Here is a 16,522-nt window from a genome sequence, read left to right as displayed (position 1 = left end):
CCTGCTTCCTCCTTCACACCGTCCGGGCGCGTTCCACCATGTCCGCGCTCGACCACGTCCTTACGGAGAGTCACCTTGACCAGCACACTCGGCATCGATCTCGGCAGTTCCATACGTTCGGCGGCGATCCGGGAACTGGACCCGCTCGCCGCCGACAAGCCCTGCTTCGACATGCGCCGGCAGAACGAGGACGCCGACGTCCCGGCGCTCGTCTCCTCCCTGCGCTCCCTCGTGCCCGCCCTCGACGATGTCGCCGGCTACTCCCCCGAGGAGTGCGTCGCCGCCATGCGGGACCTCGGCATGCTGCTCGGCTCGATCAAGAAGCACGGTCCCGAGCCCGTGCCGCTCGTCCCCGAGGTGACCCCGGTCCTGCTCGAACTCGGCCGCCGCACCGACATGGTGCCCCGGGACACCGTGCACCACTACACGACGTGGAACCCCACCGGCGGCCGTCAGCGCATGTACTGCGGCGACGTCCAGGAGGCGTACCTCCAGGAGTCCGTCCGCATGGTCTTCCCGCACCTGCGCGAAGGCCTCGAACTGGCCGGCATCCTCAGCGATCTCGGCGTCGACGACCCCAAGTTCGGTGTCCTCACCGACGAGCTGACCGCTCACGTGGAGACCATGGTCTCGTCGATCGACATGGTGGTGGCCAACGTCAGCCCGGTGTTCTTCGCCCGGGAGCTGCGCGCCTACTTCGAGGAGATCACCGTCGACGGGCGTGTGCTGCTCGGCCCCGCCGCCGCCCAGGTCCCGCTCTGGCTGATCGACCAGGCCGTCTGGGCCTCGGACCGCAGCGAGCCCGGCTACGAGGAGTTCCTCCGCGACTCGGTGCCCTACAGCCTGCCTCGCTGGCGGGAGCTGTACGGGCACTGGACCGGCGTGCCCTCCGTGGTGAGCCGGCTCGTCACCGCCTTCGGCGACGACCCGGAGGAGGCCGAGCGCCGGGCCCCGTCCCTGCGGGCCTCCGGCGAGGCCCTCGCCCGGCTGCTGCGCGTCATCGTCGTCTTCCGCGGCCGGCACCTGGGGATCGCCCGCAAGGCGTACGACGCCGACCTCAGGCTCTATCCGGTCGGCAGCGGCGGCGCCAGCGTCGACCTGCTGCGCCGGATCACCGACCTCACCCGGGCGACCGCCCGGCTGACCGGACGGCGGCCGGAGGCCGCGCGCGGAACGTCCGCGGGGGATTCCGGTGCCCAGGCGTCCGACGCCGCCCACGCCTCAGCGGGCGCCTCCGGCCCTTCCCACGCGTCGGAGGGTACGGAGCGGGCCGAGCGGAGGACCGCGTGAGCGTCCTGATCGCGGGCGCGGGGATCGGCGGGCTGACCACCGCGCTGAGCCTGCACGCCGCCGGCCGCACCGATGTGCGCCTTCTGGAGGCCGTGCCGGAGATCAAGCCCCTCGGCGTGGGCCTGAACATCCTGCCCAACGCCGTGCGCGAGCTGGCCGAACTCGGCCTGCTCGACGAACTCCTGGCCGTCTCCGTGCCCACCGGCACCCTCGGCTACCACAACCGGCACGGGCAGCTCATCTGGCGCGAGGAACGCGGTCTGGCGGCCGGCTATCGCTGGCCACAGCTGTCGATCCATCGCGGTCGTCTCCAGTCCGTCCTCGCCGAGGCCGTGCGCCGGCGGCTCGGTCCCGGCGCGATCGTCACGGACGCGCGCGTGGAGGGCTTCGCGTCGCGCCCCGACGGGCGGGTCGACGTCCGGGTGCACCACCCCGCGGCCGACCGGGCGAGCGTGACGACCGCGGACGCGCTGATCGGCGCGGACGGCATCCACTCCCGGGTCCGGTCCTGCCTCGAACCGCAGGAGGGTCCTCCGCCGTGGAACGGGCTCGTGGTGTGGCGGGGCACGTCCACCGTCCCGCCGTTCCTCGACGGACGATCGATGATCATCGCGGGGGACGACCGACGGCGGGCCGTGGTCTACCCGATGTCAGCCCCCGCGGAGCCCTCCGGCGAGGTCCTGGTGAACTGGGCCGTCGCCCGCGCGGCGGACCCCGAGGCGGTCTTCGAGGACGCGGACTGGAACCGGGCCGTCGCGCCTGAAACGTTTCTTCACCACTTCGCCGACCTGACGTTCGACTGGCTCGACGTGCCCGCGCTGATCCGCGCCGCCCACGAGTCGTACGTCTACCCCATGGTCGACCGGGACCCGCTGGAGCGCTGGACCCACGGCGCGGTCACCCTCCTGGGGGACGCCGCCCACGCCATGTACCCGATGGGCTCCAACGGCGCCACCCAGGCGATCGTCGACGCCCGTGTCCTCGCCCGCGAACTGGCCCGGCACGACTCCCCCGCCGACGCCCTCGCCGCCTACGAGGCCGACCGGCTCCCGGTGCTCACCCGGATCCAGGCCAGCGCCCGGCGGCGCGGCCCCGAGGTGGTCATCGACCTCGCCCACGAGCGCGCCCCGGAGGGCTTCGGCGACCCCGCGGAGATCTTCCCCGACGGCGAACTGGAGAACATCTCACGGGACTTCGCCCGGCTCGGCGGATTCGACCCGGAGACGGTCAACACCCGTCCGTCGCTCGCCGCCCCCACCGTCACCGGAGGTGCCCGATGAGGATCGACATCTGGTCCGACGTGTCCTGCCCCTGGTGCTACATCACCAAGCGGACCTTCGACCTCGCCCTCTCCGCCTCCGGGCGGACCGACACGGAAGTGGTGCTGCACCCCTTCCTGATCGACCGTGAACAGCCTGCCGAGCCGATGCCCATGCTCACCTGGCTCGCCGGCAAGTACGGCGAGGAGCGTGCCGCCGTGATGAACCGGGAGGTCACCGCCGTCGGGCCCCGCCACGGGATCGCCTTCCGCAACGAGACCGGCTTCGCCGCGAACACGCTGGACGCACACCGGCTGCTCCGGTGGGCCGGGCACGGCCACGGCCGCCCCTTCCAGTCCCGGCTCGAGGAGCTGATCTTCGGCGCCTACTTCACCGAGAACGCCGACATCTCCGACCACGGCGTCCTGCTCGACCGCGTCGAACGGGCCGGTCTGCCCCGCGCCCACGCCGCCCGGCTGCTCGCCTCCGGGGAGGGCGTCGCCGAGGTGCGGGCGGAGGACCGGGCCGCCCGCGCCCGAGGCATCACCACCGTGCCCCGCATCGCCTTCGGTGACGGACCGGTCGTCGAAGGCCCCCAGGAGGACCCCGCGGTCTTCCTGCGCAGCCTGACCGCCGGGACCGCCACCACCGCCTCGCACACCCGGGAAGGGAACCAGTGAGCACGCTGTCCCGCCGCGGCTTCGTCGGAGCCGCCGCCCTGACGGGCGCGGCCGTCACCGCCGCCCACGCCACCGCCACCGCCGCGCCGGCCCTCGGGCCGGCCGGTCCGGCCACCGATCCCGCCACCGTCGTGCGCCCCGGCGACGCCGCGTACGCCGACCTCAGCCGGGGCGTCAACCAGCGCTGGACCGGCACCCCGGACACGATCACCCTGCCGCGCACGACCTCCCAGGTCGTCGCCGCCGTCCAGCGGGCCGTCGACTCGGGCCGCCTCCCCGCCGTCCGGGGCGGCGGACACTGCTTCGAGGACTTCGTCGACCACGCCTCCGTGCGCGCGCTCGTCGACCTCTCGGCCATGAACGCCATCTCGTACGACACGCGCCGGAGAGCCGTGACGGTCGAGGCGGGCGCCCGGCTCGGCGAGGTCAACGAGCAGCTGTTCAAGCGGTGGGGCATCGCCCTGCCAGGCGGCTCCTGCCCCACCGTCGGCGTGGGCGGCCACGTCAGCGGCGGCGGCTACGGTCCTCTCAACCGCACCCTCGGCCTCACCGTCGACCACCTGTACGCGGTCGAGGTGGTCGTCGTCGACGCCTCCGGCACCGCCCGCGCGGTCGTCGCCTCCCGCGACGACCGCGGTGTCCTCCGCGACCTGTGGTGGGCCCACACCGGCGGCGGTGGCGGCACCTTCGGCATCGTCACCCGCTACTTCTTCCGCACCCCCGGGGACCGGCCGGCCGGCCCCGGGCACGCCCTGCCCGCCCCGCCGCCGGAACTCCTCGTTTCCACGGTGATCTGGCCCTGGGCCGCCCTGGGCCAGGACTCCTTCGCCCGGCTGCTCACCAACTACAGCGCCTGGCACGCCGGACACAACTCACCCGGCGACCCCGAGGCCGACCTCTACAGCCACCTCGCCGTCTTCCACCGTTCCGGCGGAGCCGTCGCCCTCAACGTCCAGCTGTCCACCGGGAACGGCGACCCCGAGCGCCGCCTCGACGCCTTCCTCGCCGCCCTCGGGCGCGGGGTCGGCGTCCAGGGCCGCACGGTGGAGCGCACACGGCTCCCCTGGCTGATGTCCACCCGATGGGCCGGCTTCGCCGACAGGCCCACCGGCAAGCGCATCAAGGGGAAGTCCGCCTACCACCGCCGCGCCTTCGACGAGCGGCACGTCACGGCCCTCCACCGGCACCTGAGCCGCACCGACTACGACCACCCCGGCAGCGGTCTGCTGATCGCCCCGTACGGCGGACAGGTCAACGCGGTCGCCCCTGGTGACACGGCCCTCGTCCACCGGGACAGCGCGCTGATGCTCATGTACGTCAGCGAGTGGACCGCCGCCGCGGAGGACGCCCGCCACACCGGCTTCCTGCGCGAGCTGTACGAGGACGTCTACGCGGCGACCGGCGGCGCCCCGGCCCCCGGAGCGTCGACCGGGGGCGCTTACGTCAACTACGCCGACACCGACCTCAAGGACCCCGCCCGCAACCGCTCGGGCATCCCCTGGCAGGAGCTCTACTTCGGCTCCAACCTCCCCCGGCTGAGCGAGGTCAAGCGACGCTGGGACCCTCACCACGTCTTCCGACACGCCCTCTCCGTCGAGCCCTCCGGCCCCCGGAGCGGACGATGAGCGTCCTCGACGACCTGGTGCGGGGCGCCGCCGAGGACGCCGCCGACCGCCGCCGGGCCCTTCCGCTCGACGCGGTACGGGACCGGGCGCGGGCCCACGGCACGGCGAAGGACGCCGCCGCGTGGCTCCGCGACCCGGCGGGGCTGCGGGTGATCGCCGAGATCAAACGGATCAGCCCGGCGCTCGGCCCACTGTCGACGATCGACGACCCCGCGGCCCTCGCCGCCGCCTATGTGGCCGGCGGGGCCGGGGCGATCAGCGTGCTCACCGAAGGGCGCCGGTTCGGCGGCTCCCTCGCCGACCTCGACGCCGTCCGCAGCGCCGTCCGCGTGCCCGTCCTGCGCAAGGACTTCGTCGTCGACCCGTATCAGGTGTGGGAGGCCCGGGCGCACGGCGCAGACCTGGTCCTGCTCATCGTCGCCGCCCTCGGCGGCCCGCGCCTCGCGGAGCTGCTGGCGGTCGCGGCGGAGGCCGGGCTGACCGCGCTGGTCGAGGTGCACGACGAGGCGGAGGCGGAGCGCGCCGTCGCCGCCGGTGCCCGGGTGGTCGGCGTCAACGCCCGCGACCTGCGCACCCTGCGGGTCGATCGGGACACCTTCGCACGCGTCGTCCCCGGGTTGCCCGCGGACGTGGTGAGGGTCGCGGAATCGGGCATCCGGGGTCCCGGGGACGCGGCGCGCTGCGCCGCTCTCGGCGCCGACGCCGTCCTGGTCGGCACCACCCTCGTCACTCACGGCGACCCGTCCGCCGCGGTCGCGGCCCTCACCGGGGCAGGCCGCCGCACCCCGCCGCTCCCGGCGGCATGACCCCCCGCCTGCCGGGCCCCGGCCTCCCGGCCGTGCCACCGTCGGCACCGTCCGGCCCCTTGCGGACGGTGCCGGGGCCGCGGGTCCGGTCAGGCTCGCTCCGCGCGCTTGGCGGTCAGGGCGCTCCAGCGTTCCAGGACGCCTGCCGCCGCACCGGAGTCGATCGACTCGGCCGCGCGCCGCAGGCCGTCCGCGAGCCGGTCGAGGAGGGGGGCCGGGGAAGGGCTCGCCGCGGCGAGGCCGGCCGCGGCGGACAACAGCACGGCGTCCCGTACGGCCCCCTCGGCTCCGTCGAGGAGCCGGCGGGCGGCCCGGGCGTTCTCCGCCGGGTCGCTGCCGCGCAGTTCCTCGGGTCCGTACCGGCGCAGCCCGAGGTCGCGCGGGTCGAGGACCTCCTCCCTCGTCCGGCCCTCGTGGACCGTCCACACCCGGGAGGTGGTGGTCACCGTCAGTTCGTCCATGCCGTCGTCGCCGCGGAACACCAGCGCCGAGGTGCCGCGCCTCGCCAGCACTCCGGCGACCAGCGGCAGGGCCTCCGCCGCCGCCACGCCGACCGCCTGTGCGGCAGGCGCGGCCGGATTGCACAGCGGTCCCAGCAGGTTGAGGACCGTGCGCACGCCCAGTTCCTTGCGCGGTGCGGCGGCGTGCCGCAGCGCCGGGTGGAAGACGGGCGCGAAGCAGAAGGTGATACCCGCCTCCTCGGCGATCTCCGCCACCGTCCCGGGCGGCAGGTCGAGCGTCACGCCCAGTTCCTCCAGGACGTCGGCGGAGCCGCACCGGGACGACGCCGAGCGGTTGCCGTGCTTGACCACCTTGGCACCCGCGCCGGCGGCGACGAGTGCGGCCATGGTGGAGATGTTGACGCTGTGCGAGCCGTCCCCACCGGTCCCGACGATGTCCAGGGTGGGGCCGTCCACGACGAGCGGGAGGGCGCCGCGGAGCATGGCCCGGGTGAACCCCTCGACCTCGTCGACGCTCTCGCCCTTGGCCCGCAGCGCGACGAGCAGACCGGACAGCGCGGCCGGCCCCACCTCGCCCGCCATGATCCGCTCCATCGCCCAGTCGGTGTCGTCGGCCGTCAGTCCGACGCCCTCCAGAAGCGTCTCCAATAGCGCGGGCCATGTTCGGTTCGTCGGCCGTACGGTCACGTGAATTCCCCTCCCGGGCGCCGGATGAGTTCCGTCGACCAGTTTGCGGGGGTGCGATCCGGAGCCGACAGACCAATTCCCGGGCACCCTTGCGGTCCAATCCGCGAAGAGAACGGAAGTCGTGCTCCACGTCCGTGGGAGAGCACCTGTAGAAAGGTCTGGGAAAGTATGGGACTGCATCTCTCCATCGACATCTCCCGTGATTCCGGCGAATCACTGACGGCCCAGATACAGGAATTCATCAGGGAGGAGATCCGGCAGGGCGGTCTCCATCCCGGCACCCGTCTCCCCGCCTCCCGCCTGCTCGCCGCCGACCTCGGCGTCTCGCGGAGCGTCGTCGTCGAGGCGTACGCCCAACTCGCCGCCGAGGGCTATCTGGAGGCCGCGCGCGGCGCCGGGACCCGGGTGACCGGTCACGTCTGCCGGGACACCGTCGTCCCCGTACTGCTCGACGAGGCCCCGACCGGGCGGGTGCGGTGGGACCTGCGCCCGGGCGGCCACAACGCCCCCGGGGTGCCGCACCGGGAGTGGCTCACCGCCTACGAGCGGGCCTTGACCTCGCCCCGCTCGCCCGCGCCCGCCTATCCGCCGCTTGCCGGAGAGCCGGAGCTGCGCTTCGAACTCGCCCGTCACCTGGGCCGGTTGCGGGGGGTGCGCGCCACTCCGGACACGGTCCTGGTGGTCTCCGGCTTCGCCCAGGCGCTGGCACTGCTGTGTGTCGCCCTGCCGGCCCGGGGGGTCACCCAGCTGGCCGTGGAGGACCCCTCCCATCCCGGTCAGCGGCGGTTCGTCCGGAACAGCGGCGCCCTCCGGCCGGTACCGGTCCCGGTGGACGAGGAGGGCATCGACGTCGACGCGCTCGGCGCGACCGGTGCCCGGGCCGTCCTCCTCACCCCGAACCACCAGTTCCCGACCGGCGTCGTGCTCTCCGCCGCGCGCCGCGAGGCCCTGGTCCGCTGGGCCCGCGCGGTCGACGGCTGGATCATCGAGGACGACTACGACGGCGGGCTCTGGTACGACGAGCGGACACCCCGCCCGCTCGCGCTCCAGCGTCTCGCCCCCGACCGCGTCATCCACGCGGGCACGGCGGGCAAGCTTCTCGACCCCGGGCTCCGGCTCGGCTGGCTCACCGCCCCCGAGGAGCTGCTGCACGACCTGCTGAAGGTCCGCGCGCGCCACGACCTGGGCGGTGACGCCCTCACTCAGCGAGCCTTCGCCGAACTGCTGCGCAGTGGTCTCTACGACCGGCACGTCCGCCGGCTGGCGCGACGCTGCGCCGACCGCGCCGAGGCGCTGCGGGAGGCCGTGGGGGCCCGGCTGCCGGGCGCGGCCGTCACGGGTCCCGCCGCCGGCCTGCACACCTGGGTGCGCCTGCCGCCGCGCACGGACGAGGCCGCGCTGGTGGCCGGGGCGCGGCGGCGCGGGGTTCTGCTCCGGGGCGGCGCGGCCTTCTCCGCGGCGCCCCGGCCGACGGCTCCGGCACTGGTGGTGGGGCACGCCCACCTGCCCCTCTCGGGCGTCACCGAGGCCGTCCGCCTGATCGGCGAGGTCACGAACGGGCGGTGAGGGCGCGGGTGGGGGCCGCCGACGCAAGGAAGTTCTCCAGAAGCCGTGGGCCGCCCGTCGTCATGATGCTCTCGGGATGGAACTGCACTCCGAAGACGGGGAGTTCGCGGTGCGCGAGGGCCATCACATAGCCGTGGTCGACGCTGACGGCGGTGGTCGTCAGCGGCTCCGGCAGGGGGTCGGTCACGATCAGGGAGTGGTAGCGCGTCGCCTCCAGCGTGTTGCCCAGCCCTTCGAAGAGGCCGGCGCCGTCGTGCCGCACGATGCTGGTGCGGCCGTGCATCACCTGCTCCGCCACCTCGATCCGGCCCCCGTAGGCCAGGGCGATCGCCTGGTGTCCCAGACAGACCCCGAGCAGCGGCACGGCGCCCGCGAAGCGGTGGACGAGCTCGACGTGGCCGGAGTCGGCCGGGTGGCCCGGCCCGGGTCCCAGGACCACCGCGTCCGCTCCCAGGGCCGCCAGTTCGTCCGCGGACCGGGTCCCCGAGCGGACCACCGTCGTCTCGGCGCCGAGGGCGCGGAGGTAGCTGTCGATGATGTGGACGAAACTGTCGTACGCGTCGATCAACAGCACCTTCACGGCAGCAGCTCCTCACCGGTGAGCGCCCAGTGGGCGGCCCCCATCTTCGCCAGCGTCTCCCGCCACTCGGCGGCCGGCTCGGACTGGGCCACGAACCCGGCCGAGCTCTGGGTGGAGTACGTGCCGACCCCGTCGTACTCCACCGTCCGGATGCACAGGGCGAGTTCGCTCCACCCCCGCACGTCGAGGAGTCCGACGGCACCCGCGTACGCGCCGCGCGGTTCGTGTTCGAGGGTGTCGGCGATCTGCATGGCACGGATCTTCGGCGCGCCGGTCATCGTGCCCGCGGGGAAGGTCGCGCGCACCACCTCCCAGGGGGTGACGCCCTCGGCCGCCCGGCCGGAGACCGTGGACACCAGGTGGAAGACGTGCGAATAGGATTCCACCTCCATGAGGCTGTCCACGGGAAGCGTGCCGGCCCGCGAGACCCGCCCGATGTCGTTGCGGCACAGGTCGACCAGCATGATGTGCTCCGCCTGTTCCTTGGTGGACTCCCGCATCTCCTTCACGCGCCGCTCGTTCTCGGCCTCGTCGGCGCTCCGGGGGGCGGTGCCGGCGATGGGACGCATGGTGATCCGGTCGTCCTCCAGCCGGAAGAAGAGCTCCGGACTCGCACCGATGAGCAGCCTCTCCGCACGGGGCACCAGATACATGTACGGCGAGGGGTTGCGGGCGCGCAGCCGCCGGTACACGTCCGACGGCGCGGCTTCGGTGCGCACGTCCATGCGGTGCCCGACCTGGATCTGGTAGATGTCGCCGACCCGGATGTGCTCCAGGCAGCGATCCGCCCACCGCAGGAAGGTGTCCCGCTCCACGGAGTCCCGCACCGAGAGCGGCGGCGGCACGTCCGGGGCCTCCGTCACCGGCTTCCGCGACGCGGCCCGCCGGGCCGCCTCCTCCAGTTCCGGGGCGTCCGGAGAGCCCGCGGGCCGGGGCGGCGAGAAGGCGGTGCTCTCACCGCGCAGCCGGGTCACCGTCCCGGCGGCCCGGTCGTACCAGACGGTCTCGCGGAAGAGGGTGAGGGTGAGGTCGGGGCCGCGGGCGGGCTTGGTGCGTTCCCCCAGCTCCTCCATGTACCAGGTGGACTCGTAGGCGAGTGTGGTGAGGAAGCCGAACGTGTACTGGTGCGGCGGTAGTTCGGTGTCGACGTGACACAGTCCGCTCCGGGCGGCTTCCAGGAAGGCCCACAGGGCGCCGGGTTCGCCGGCGGTGAACTCCGCGAGCGATCCGCGTCCGGCGGGGGCCGTGGCGGCGTCGCGCCGAAGGCCCAGTTCGCCGGCCTTCGCCGACAGCGCTTCGACGAGCAGTGGTTCGCCCTCCACCCGGATCCGGACGGAGGGACCGGTGCCGCCCGAGACCCGGATGTCGAGGAGCCGCCCGCAGCCGACGACGGCCCGGTCGGGGTCGCGGCCGGTGCCGGAGGCGTTCTCGAAGAGGAAGAGCTCCTCGGCCGGGTGGATGCCGCGCAGTTCCTCGTACAGGTCGAGCGGATCGTGCGGTGGTACGTCCGACGCCGTGACACGGACACGGACCGGTGCGCTGCTCGTCATCGTCAGATCTTCCTCGCTCTTCTCGCCGTTCACGCTTTTCCGCGGTTCCCCGGGAAAGATTCCGGAGAACCGCCGGTCCGTGCCAGAAAACAACGGATCGAGCCCGGCGGGGAGCATCCGGACCAAGAGCGGGGCGGCGAACCGGACCAATTCGATTCAGCCTTGACGGGAAAACCTCGAAGGAACTGGGCTGATATCGCCACGGTTCAGGGGAGGAAAATGTGGACAGCATGGAACGGCACGGAGCCGGCACGGAGCACCCGGAGCGTCGGGCCCGCGCCGGAGCTGACGACCAGCAGCCCGACTGGCCCGATGCGGCACGGCTCCGCGAGGTGACCGAGCGGCTGGCCGGAGAGCCGCCGCTGGTCTTCCCCGCGGAGTGCGACCGCTTGCGCGAACGGCTCGGCACCGTCGCCCGGGGCGAGGCGCTGCTTCTCCAGGGCGGCGACTGCGCCGAGACCTTCGCGGGCGTCACCCAGGAGTCCGTCGAGGGCAAGCTGCGCACCCTGCTGCGGATGGCGGTGGTCCTGTCCCACGCGTCCGCCCTGCCGGTGGTCAAGGTGGGCCGGATGGCGGGCCAGTACGCCAAGCCCCGATCCCTCCCCGTCGAGCGGCGCGGAGACGTCGAGCTGCCCTCCTACCGCGGCGACGCGGTCAACGCCCCCGGCTTCACCGCCCGGGAGCGCACCCCCGACCCGGCACGGCTGGGGCGGATGTACGAGACGTCGGCGGCCACCCTCAACCTGGTGCGAGCCCTGGCCAAGGGTGGCTTCGCCGATCTCGCGCAGGTCCACGACTGGAACCGCTCGTTCGTCGCCGCCACCCCCGGGGGCCGCCGCTACGAGCGGGTGGCCGACGAGATCACCCGGGCCCTGAACTTCCTGCGCGCCTGCGGCGGCGACACCCGGGCACTCGCCGGCGCCGACTTCCACGTCAGTCACGAGGGCCTGCTGCTCGACTACGAGCGCGCCCTCATCCGTACTGACCCGGAGAGCGGCCGCACCTACGCCACCAGCGGGCACCTGCTCTGGATCGGCGAGCGCACCCGCCGCCCCGACGGTCCGCACGTGGAGTTCCTCACCCGGATCGCCAACCCGGTCGCGGTGAAGCTGGGTCCGGGCACCACGCCGGACGAAGTGCTCCGGTACGTGGAACTGCTCGACCCGGACCGGGAGCCGGGGCGGTTGACCTTCGTGGTCCGTATGGGCGCCGAGCGGATCCGCGACACGCTGCCGCTCCTGGTGGAGAAGGTGGCGTCCGAGGGAGCCCCGGTCTGCTGGGTGAGCGATCCCATGCACGGCAACACCTTCATCGGCGAGGACGGGCGCAAGACCCGGCGGCTCGACACCATCGCCGACGAGCTGAAGGGCTTCTTCGAGGTCCACCACTCCCTGGGCACCCATCCCGGCGGCGTCCACCTGGAGCTGACCGGCGAGGACGTGACCGAATGCCTGGGCGGCAGCCACACCATCGCCCCAGGGATGCTCTCCCACCGGTACGAGTCCGCCTGCGATCCCCGCCTCAACCCCTCGCAAGCCCTCGACCTGGCCTTCGTGATCGCCGAGTGGTACCGCGATCGGCGCGTGGCAGCCGCGCCGGATCCGGTCATCGCACCGGCCTGACCACCCGCCCATCAGCCGCGTCAACAACGCTGCGGGTCAATACACCTAGGGCCAGGAGGGGGCCCGCGCCGTCCCCGCGTCGCGCCCACCGGGTCCTCCCGGGGCATCCGACCCTCCGGAGCCGACTCCGCGCCCTTCCGCCCCGCGCGACACGCCAGGGCGGAAGGGCGCCGCCGTCCCTTGCCGTCCTCGACGGCTCTTGACCGTGGGACCTGCGGCGACGTAGCTTCGAGCGCGCACTGGTCGGTGAGAGTTCTGAAAGGAGGCGAAGTCCGGATGATGTCCACCCTCTCCGCGACGCCCCGCCTCGCTCACGAGACCGCCTGGACTCCGGGTCGTGTAGCGCACGGCTGCTGACGCGGCCGTCCCCTTTTCCCGTGTGCCGGATCCCGGCACCGGGTCTTCTCGTTTTCTTCTTCACCGGCCGCCGGCGCCCCTCGCGCGCCCGCCTACTGCCGGTTTCCTGAGCTGCGCCGCCGAAAGAGAAAGCTCCTGCACATGGCGACTGGGACGATCACAACCACCGTGCTCCGAGACGAGGGAACAACATGGTGACGCCACGCATCACGGTCAACGGGAAAGAGACGCCGATCGAACCGGCTTCGCCCCACACCACGGTGCTGGACTTCCTGCGTGAGCGCGGGCTCACCGGGACCAAGGAAGGCTGTGCCGAGGGCGAGTGCGGGGCGTGTTCGGTGCTCGTGGCCCGCCCGGGGGTGAGCAGGCCCACGGACTGGGTGGCGGTCAACGCCTGCCTGGTGCCGGCCCTGGCGCTCGACGGGCAGGAGGTCGTCACCTCCGAAGGGCTCGCCACCGGGGGCGAGGGCGGCGCGCCGCCCGTGCTGCACCCCGTACAGGAGGAGATGGCCGTGCGCGGCGGCTCCCAGTGCGGCTACTGCACACCGGGGTTCGTCTGCAGCATGGCGGCCGAGTACTACCGGCCCGAGCGCTGCGCGACCGGGCACCCGTCGGCCGGGGACCCCGAGCACGGGCCCAACGGCTTCGATCTGCACGCCCTCAGCGGGAACCTGTGCCGCTGCACTGGCTACCGCCCCATCCGCGACGCCGCGTTCGCGGTCGGCGCGCCCGAGGAGGGCGACCGGCTGGCGCAGCGCCGTGAGCAGGCGCCGCCCGCGCCGGCGGCCACCGCGTACACCCGCGACGGCAGCACCTTCCTGCGGCCGGACACGCTCGACGGGGCACTGCGCGCGCTGCGCGAGCGGCCCGACGCGGTGGTGGTGGCCGGCGGCACCGACTGGGGCGTCGAGGTGAACATCCGGTCCCGCCGGGCGAGCTGCGTCGTCGCGGTCGACCGCCTGCCGGAACTGCGGGAGCTGCGCGTCGAGCCGGACCACATCGAGATCGGGGCGGGGCTGACCCTCACCGAGATCGAGCGGCGCCTCGACGGCCGGGTCCCGCTGCTGGCCGGACTGTTCCCGCAGTTCGCCTCCCGGCTCATCCGCAACAGCGCCACCCTGGGCGGCAATCTGGGCACGGGCTCCCCCATCGGCGACAGCCCGCCGGTGCTGCTGGCCCTGGAGGCGTCGGTGGTGCTCGCCGGCGCCGACGGCGAGCGCATGGTCCCGCTGGCCGACTACTTCACCGGGTACCGGCAGAGCGTGCGCCGCCCCGGTGAGCTGATCCGTGCGGTGCGCGTCCCGCTGCCCCTGGCGCCGGTCACCGCCTTCCACAAGATCGCCAAGCGGCGCTTCGACGACATCTCCAGCGTGGCCGTCGCCTTCGCCCTCGACGTCCAGGACGGCGTCGTCCGGACGGCGCGCATCGGTCTCGGAGGGGTCGCCGCGACCCCGATCCGCGCCCTGGCCGCCGAGGCGGCCCTGGAGGGACGGCCGTGGACGGCACGGACCGTCGAGGCGGCGGCCGAGGTGCTCTCGGCCCAGGGGACGCCGATGGACGACCATCGTGCCAGCGCCGCGTACCGTGCCGCGATGCTCGGCCGGAGCCTGCTGAAGCTGTACGCACAGACCACCGAGGCGGTGTCGTCATGAGTCATCTGTCCGAACGCCCCAGCAAGCCCGTCGTCGGCGTCCCGATGCCGCACGAGAGCGCCGGCCTGCACGTCACCGGGGCCGCGCTGTACACCGACGACCTGGTCCACCGCACCAAGGACGTCCTGCACGCCTATCCGGTGCAGGCCATGACGGCACACGGCCGGATCACCGCGCTGCGCACCGAGCACGCGCTCGCCGTGCCCGGGGTGGTCCGCGTGCTGACCGGGGCGGACGTGCCCGGAGTCAACGACGCCGGCATGAAGCACGACGAACCGCTCTTCCCCGACGAGGTCATGTTCCACGGCCACGCGGTCGCCTGGGTGCTGGGCGAGACCCTGGAGGCGGCCCGGCTCGGCGCGGCGGCCGTCGAGGTGGAGCTCGACGAGCTGCCCTCGCTGATCTCGCTGCGGGACGCCATCGCGGCCGAGAGCTTCCACGGCGCCCGCCCCGTGATGACGACCGGTGACATCGACGCCGGATTCGCCGACTCCGCCCATGTGTTCACCGGCACGTTCACCTTCTCCGACCAGGAGCACTTCTACCTGGAGACGCACGCCGCCCTGGCGCTCGTCGACGAGAACGGCCAGCTGTTCGTCCAGAGCAGCACCCAGCACCCCTCGGAGACGCAGGAGATCGTCGCGCACGTGCTCGGCCTGCACAGCCACGAGGTCACCGTGCAGTGCCTGCGCATGGGCGGCGGCTTCGGCGGCAAGGAGATGCAGCCGCACGGCTTCGCGGCCGTCGCCGCGCTCGGCGCCCGGCTGACCGGCCGCCCGGTCCGGGTCCGGCTCAACCGGACCCAGGACCTGACCATGTCGGGCAAGCGCCACGGCTTCCACGCCGAGTGGAAGATCGGCTTCGACGCCCAGGGCCGCATCCAGGCCCTGGACGCGACCCTGACCGCCGACGGCGGCTGGAGCCTGGACCTGTCCGAACCGGTGGTCGCCCGGGCGCTCTGCCACATCGACAACACCTACTGGATCCCCCACGCGCGCGTCGCCGGCCGGGTCGCCCGCACCCACAAGGTCTCCAACACCGCCTTCCGCGGCTTCGGCGGCCCCCAGGGCATGCTGGTCATCGAGGACATCCTCGGCCGGTGCGCGCCCCTGCTCGGCCTGGACCCGATGGAACTGCGGGAGCGGAACTTCTACCGGCCGGGCCAGGGCCAGACCACCCCGTACGGCCAGCCCGTCACCCAGGCCGAACGCATCTCCGCCCTCTGGCGGCAGGTCAAGGACGACGCCGGTGTCGCCGAGCGGCAGCACGCGATCGCGGCCTTCAACACCGCCCACCCGCACACCAAGCGGGCGCTCGCGGTCACCGGGATCAAGTTCGGTATCTCGTTCAACCTCACCGCCTTCAACCAGGGCGGCGCGCTGGTGCTGATCTACAAGGACGGCTCGGTCCTGATCAACCACGGCGGCACCGAGATGGGCCAGGGCCTGCACACCAAGATGCTCCAGGTGGCCGCGACCACCCTGGGCATCCCGCTGCACAAGGTGCGGCTGGCCCCGACCCGTACCGACAAGGTCCCCAACACCTCCGCCACCGCCGCGAGCGCCGGCGCGGACCTCAACGGCGGAGCGGTGAAGAACGCCTGCGAGCAGTTGCGCGAGCGGCTGCTCCAGGTCGCCGGAACCCGGCTGGGGGCGAGTGCCTCGGACGTACGGATCGTGGACGGCGTCGCCCGCGTCCTGGGCGGCGAGGAGGAGCTGGCCTGGGACGAGCTGGTGCGCACCGCGTACTTCCAGCGGGTCCAGCTGTCGGCGGCCGGCTTCTACCGGACCGAGGGCCTGCACTGGGACGCGAAGACCTTCCGGGGCTCCCCGTTCAAGTACTTCTCCTACGGAGTCGCCGCGACCGAGGTGGAGGTGGACGGCTTCACCGGCGCGTACCGCATCCGGCGGGTCGACATCGTGCACGACGTCGGCGACAGCCTCTCCCCGCTGATCGACATCGGCCAGGTCGAGGGCGGCTTCGTGCAGGGCGCGGGGTGGCTCACGCTGGAGGACCTGCGGTGGGACACCGGCGAGGGACCGCACCGGGGCCGGCTGCTGACGCAGGCGGCGAGCACGTACAAGCTGCCGAGCTTCTCGGAGATGCCCGAGGAGTTCCACGTCCGGCTGATGGAGCGGGCCACCGAGGAGGGCGCGGTCTACGGCTCCAAGGCGGTGGGCGAGCCCCCGCTGATGCTCGCGTTCTCGGTGCGGGAGGCCCTGCGCCAGGCCGCCGCGGCGTTCGGGCCGGACGGCGTCAGCGTGGAACTCGCCTCCCCCGCCACCCCGGAGGCCGTGTACTGGGCGATCGAGGCCGCCCGCGGGGGCGGAGCGCGGCGCGACGGAGACGGGAGCCCTCTCGGCACCGGCGCTCTGAGCCATGCCTGA

Annotated in this window: 12 protein-coding genes; 9 read left to right on the top strand and 3 right to left on the bottom strand. The window is 73.4% G+C overall.

Translation table 11 applies throughout. The features are described 5' to 3' along the window. Window positions 1-75: 75 nt before the first annotated feature. The 5 genes from ACFYT9_RS13375 to trpC are packed head-to-tail and all read left to right on the top strand — an operon-like array spanning window position 76 to window position 5,660. A complete protein-coding gene (locus ACFYT9_RS13375; protein ID WP_389163134.1) occupies window positions 76-1,290 on the top strand; it encodes a monodechloroaminopyrrolnitrin synthase PrnB family protein in 1,215 nt (404 codons plus the stop codon). Next, window positions 1,287-2,570 (top strand): flavin-dependent oxidoreductase, encoded by a 1,284-nt coding sequence (locus ACFYT9_RS13370; RefSeq protein WP_387270030.1) that lies wholly within the window; start codon window positions 1,287-1,289, stop codon window positions 2,568-2,570. The genes ACFYT9_RS13375 and ACFYT9_RS13370 overlap by 4 nt, the downstream gene beginning before the upstream one ends. Next, window positions 2,567-3,229 (top strand): DsbA family oxidoreductase, encoded by a 663-nt coding sequence (locus ACFYT9_RS13365; protein WP_389163132.1) that lies wholly within the window; start codon window positions 2,567-2,569, stop codon window positions 3,227-3,229. Before ACFYT9_RS13370 ends, ACFYT9_RS13365 begins: the two co-directional genes overlap by 4 nt. Beyond that, window positions 3,226-4,854, top strand: coding sequence for an FAD-binding oxidoreductase (locus tag ACFYT9_RS13360; RefSeq protein WP_389163130.1), 1,629 nt, complete (start codon window positions 3,226-3,228; stop codon window positions 4,852-4,854). The genes ACFYT9_RS13365 and ACFYT9_RS13360 overlap by 4 nt, the downstream gene beginning before the upstream one ends. Further along, window positions 4,851-5,660 carry an indole-3-glycerol phosphate synthase TrpC gene (gene trpC, locus ACFYT9_RS13355; RefSeq protein ID WP_389163127.1) on the top strand — a complete coding sequence of 270 codons (810 nt, stop codon included), beginning with the start codon at window positions 4,851-4,853 and terminating at the stop codon, window positions 5,658-5,660. The genes ACFYT9_RS13360 and trpC overlap by 4 nt, the downstream gene beginning before the upstream one ends. An 89-nt stretch (window positions 5,661-5,749) precedes the next feature. Here trpC and trpD read toward each other — a convergent pair whose 3' ends face one another. Beyond that, on the bottom strand, window positions 5,750-6,808 hold the full coding sequence (trpD, locus tag ACFYT9_RS13350; RefSeq protein ID WP_389163124.1) for an anthranilate phosphoribosyltransferase: 1,059 nt from the start codon (window positions 6,806-6,808) through the stop codon (window positions 5,750-5,752). Between the two features lie 168 nt (window positions 6,809-6,976). Here trpD and ACFYT9_RS13345 point away from each other — a divergent pair, with 168 nt between their 5' ends. Further along, a complete protein-coding gene (locus tag ACFYT9_RS13345) occupies window positions 6,977-8,374 on the top strand; it encodes a PLP-dependent aminotransferase family protein (RefSeq protein WP_389163121.1) in 1,398 nt (465 codons plus the stop codon). Here the strand turns inward: ACFYT9_RS13345 and ACFYT9_RS13340 are convergent. Then, window positions 8,358-8,954 (bottom strand): anthranilate synthase component II, encoded by a 597-nt coding sequence (locus tag ACFYT9_RS13340; protein WP_389163118.1) that lies wholly within the window; start codon window positions 8,952-8,954, stop codon window positions 8,358-8,360. The genes ACFYT9_RS13345 and ACFYT9_RS13340 overlap by 17 nt on opposite strands. Then, a complete protein-coding gene (locus ACFYT9_RS13335; RefSeq protein WP_389163115.1) occupies window positions 8,951-10,504 on the bottom strand; it encodes an anthranilate synthase component I family protein in 1,554 nt (517 codons plus the stop codon). The genes ACFYT9_RS13340 and ACFYT9_RS13335 overlap by 4 nt, the downstream gene beginning before the upstream one ends. A gap of 230 nt (window positions 10,505-10,734) precedes the next feature. Between ACFYT9_RS13335 and ACFYT9_RS13330 the strand changes: the two genes are divergently transcribed. The 3 genes from ACFYT9_RS13330 (at window position 10,735) to xdhB (ending at window position 16,522) form a co-directional block, all read left to right on the top strand. Further along, on the top strand, window positions 10,735-12,126 hold the full coding sequence (locus ACFYT9_RS13330) for a class II 3-deoxy-7-phosphoheptulonate synthase (protein WP_387270021.1): 1,392 nt from the start codon (window positions 10,735-10,737) through the stop codon (window positions 12,124-12,126). A 548-nt stretch (window positions 12,127-12,674) separates the two neighbouring features. Then, window positions 12,675-14,135, top strand: coding sequence for a xanthine dehydrogenase small subunit (locus ACFYT9_RS13325; RefSeq protein WP_389163112.1), 1,461 nt, complete (start codon window positions 12,675-12,677; stop codon window positions 14,133-14,135). Continuing rightward, window positions 14,132-16,522, top strand: coding sequence for a xanthine dehydrogenase molybdopterin binding subunit (gene xdhB / locus ACFYT9_RS13320; RefSeq protein WP_389163110.1), 2,391 nt, complete (start codon window positions 14,132-14,134; stop codon window positions 16,520-16,522). Before ACFYT9_RS13325 ends, xdhB begins: the two co-directional genes overlap by 4 nt.

It is taken from the genome of Streptomyces sp. NPDC004435, assembly GCF_042873895.1.
Taxonomy (GTDB): Bacteria; Actinomycetota; Actinomycetes; order Streptomycetales; family Streptomycetaceae; genus Streptomyces.
This window is presented reverse-complemented; position numbering and strand designations above follow the sequence as displayed.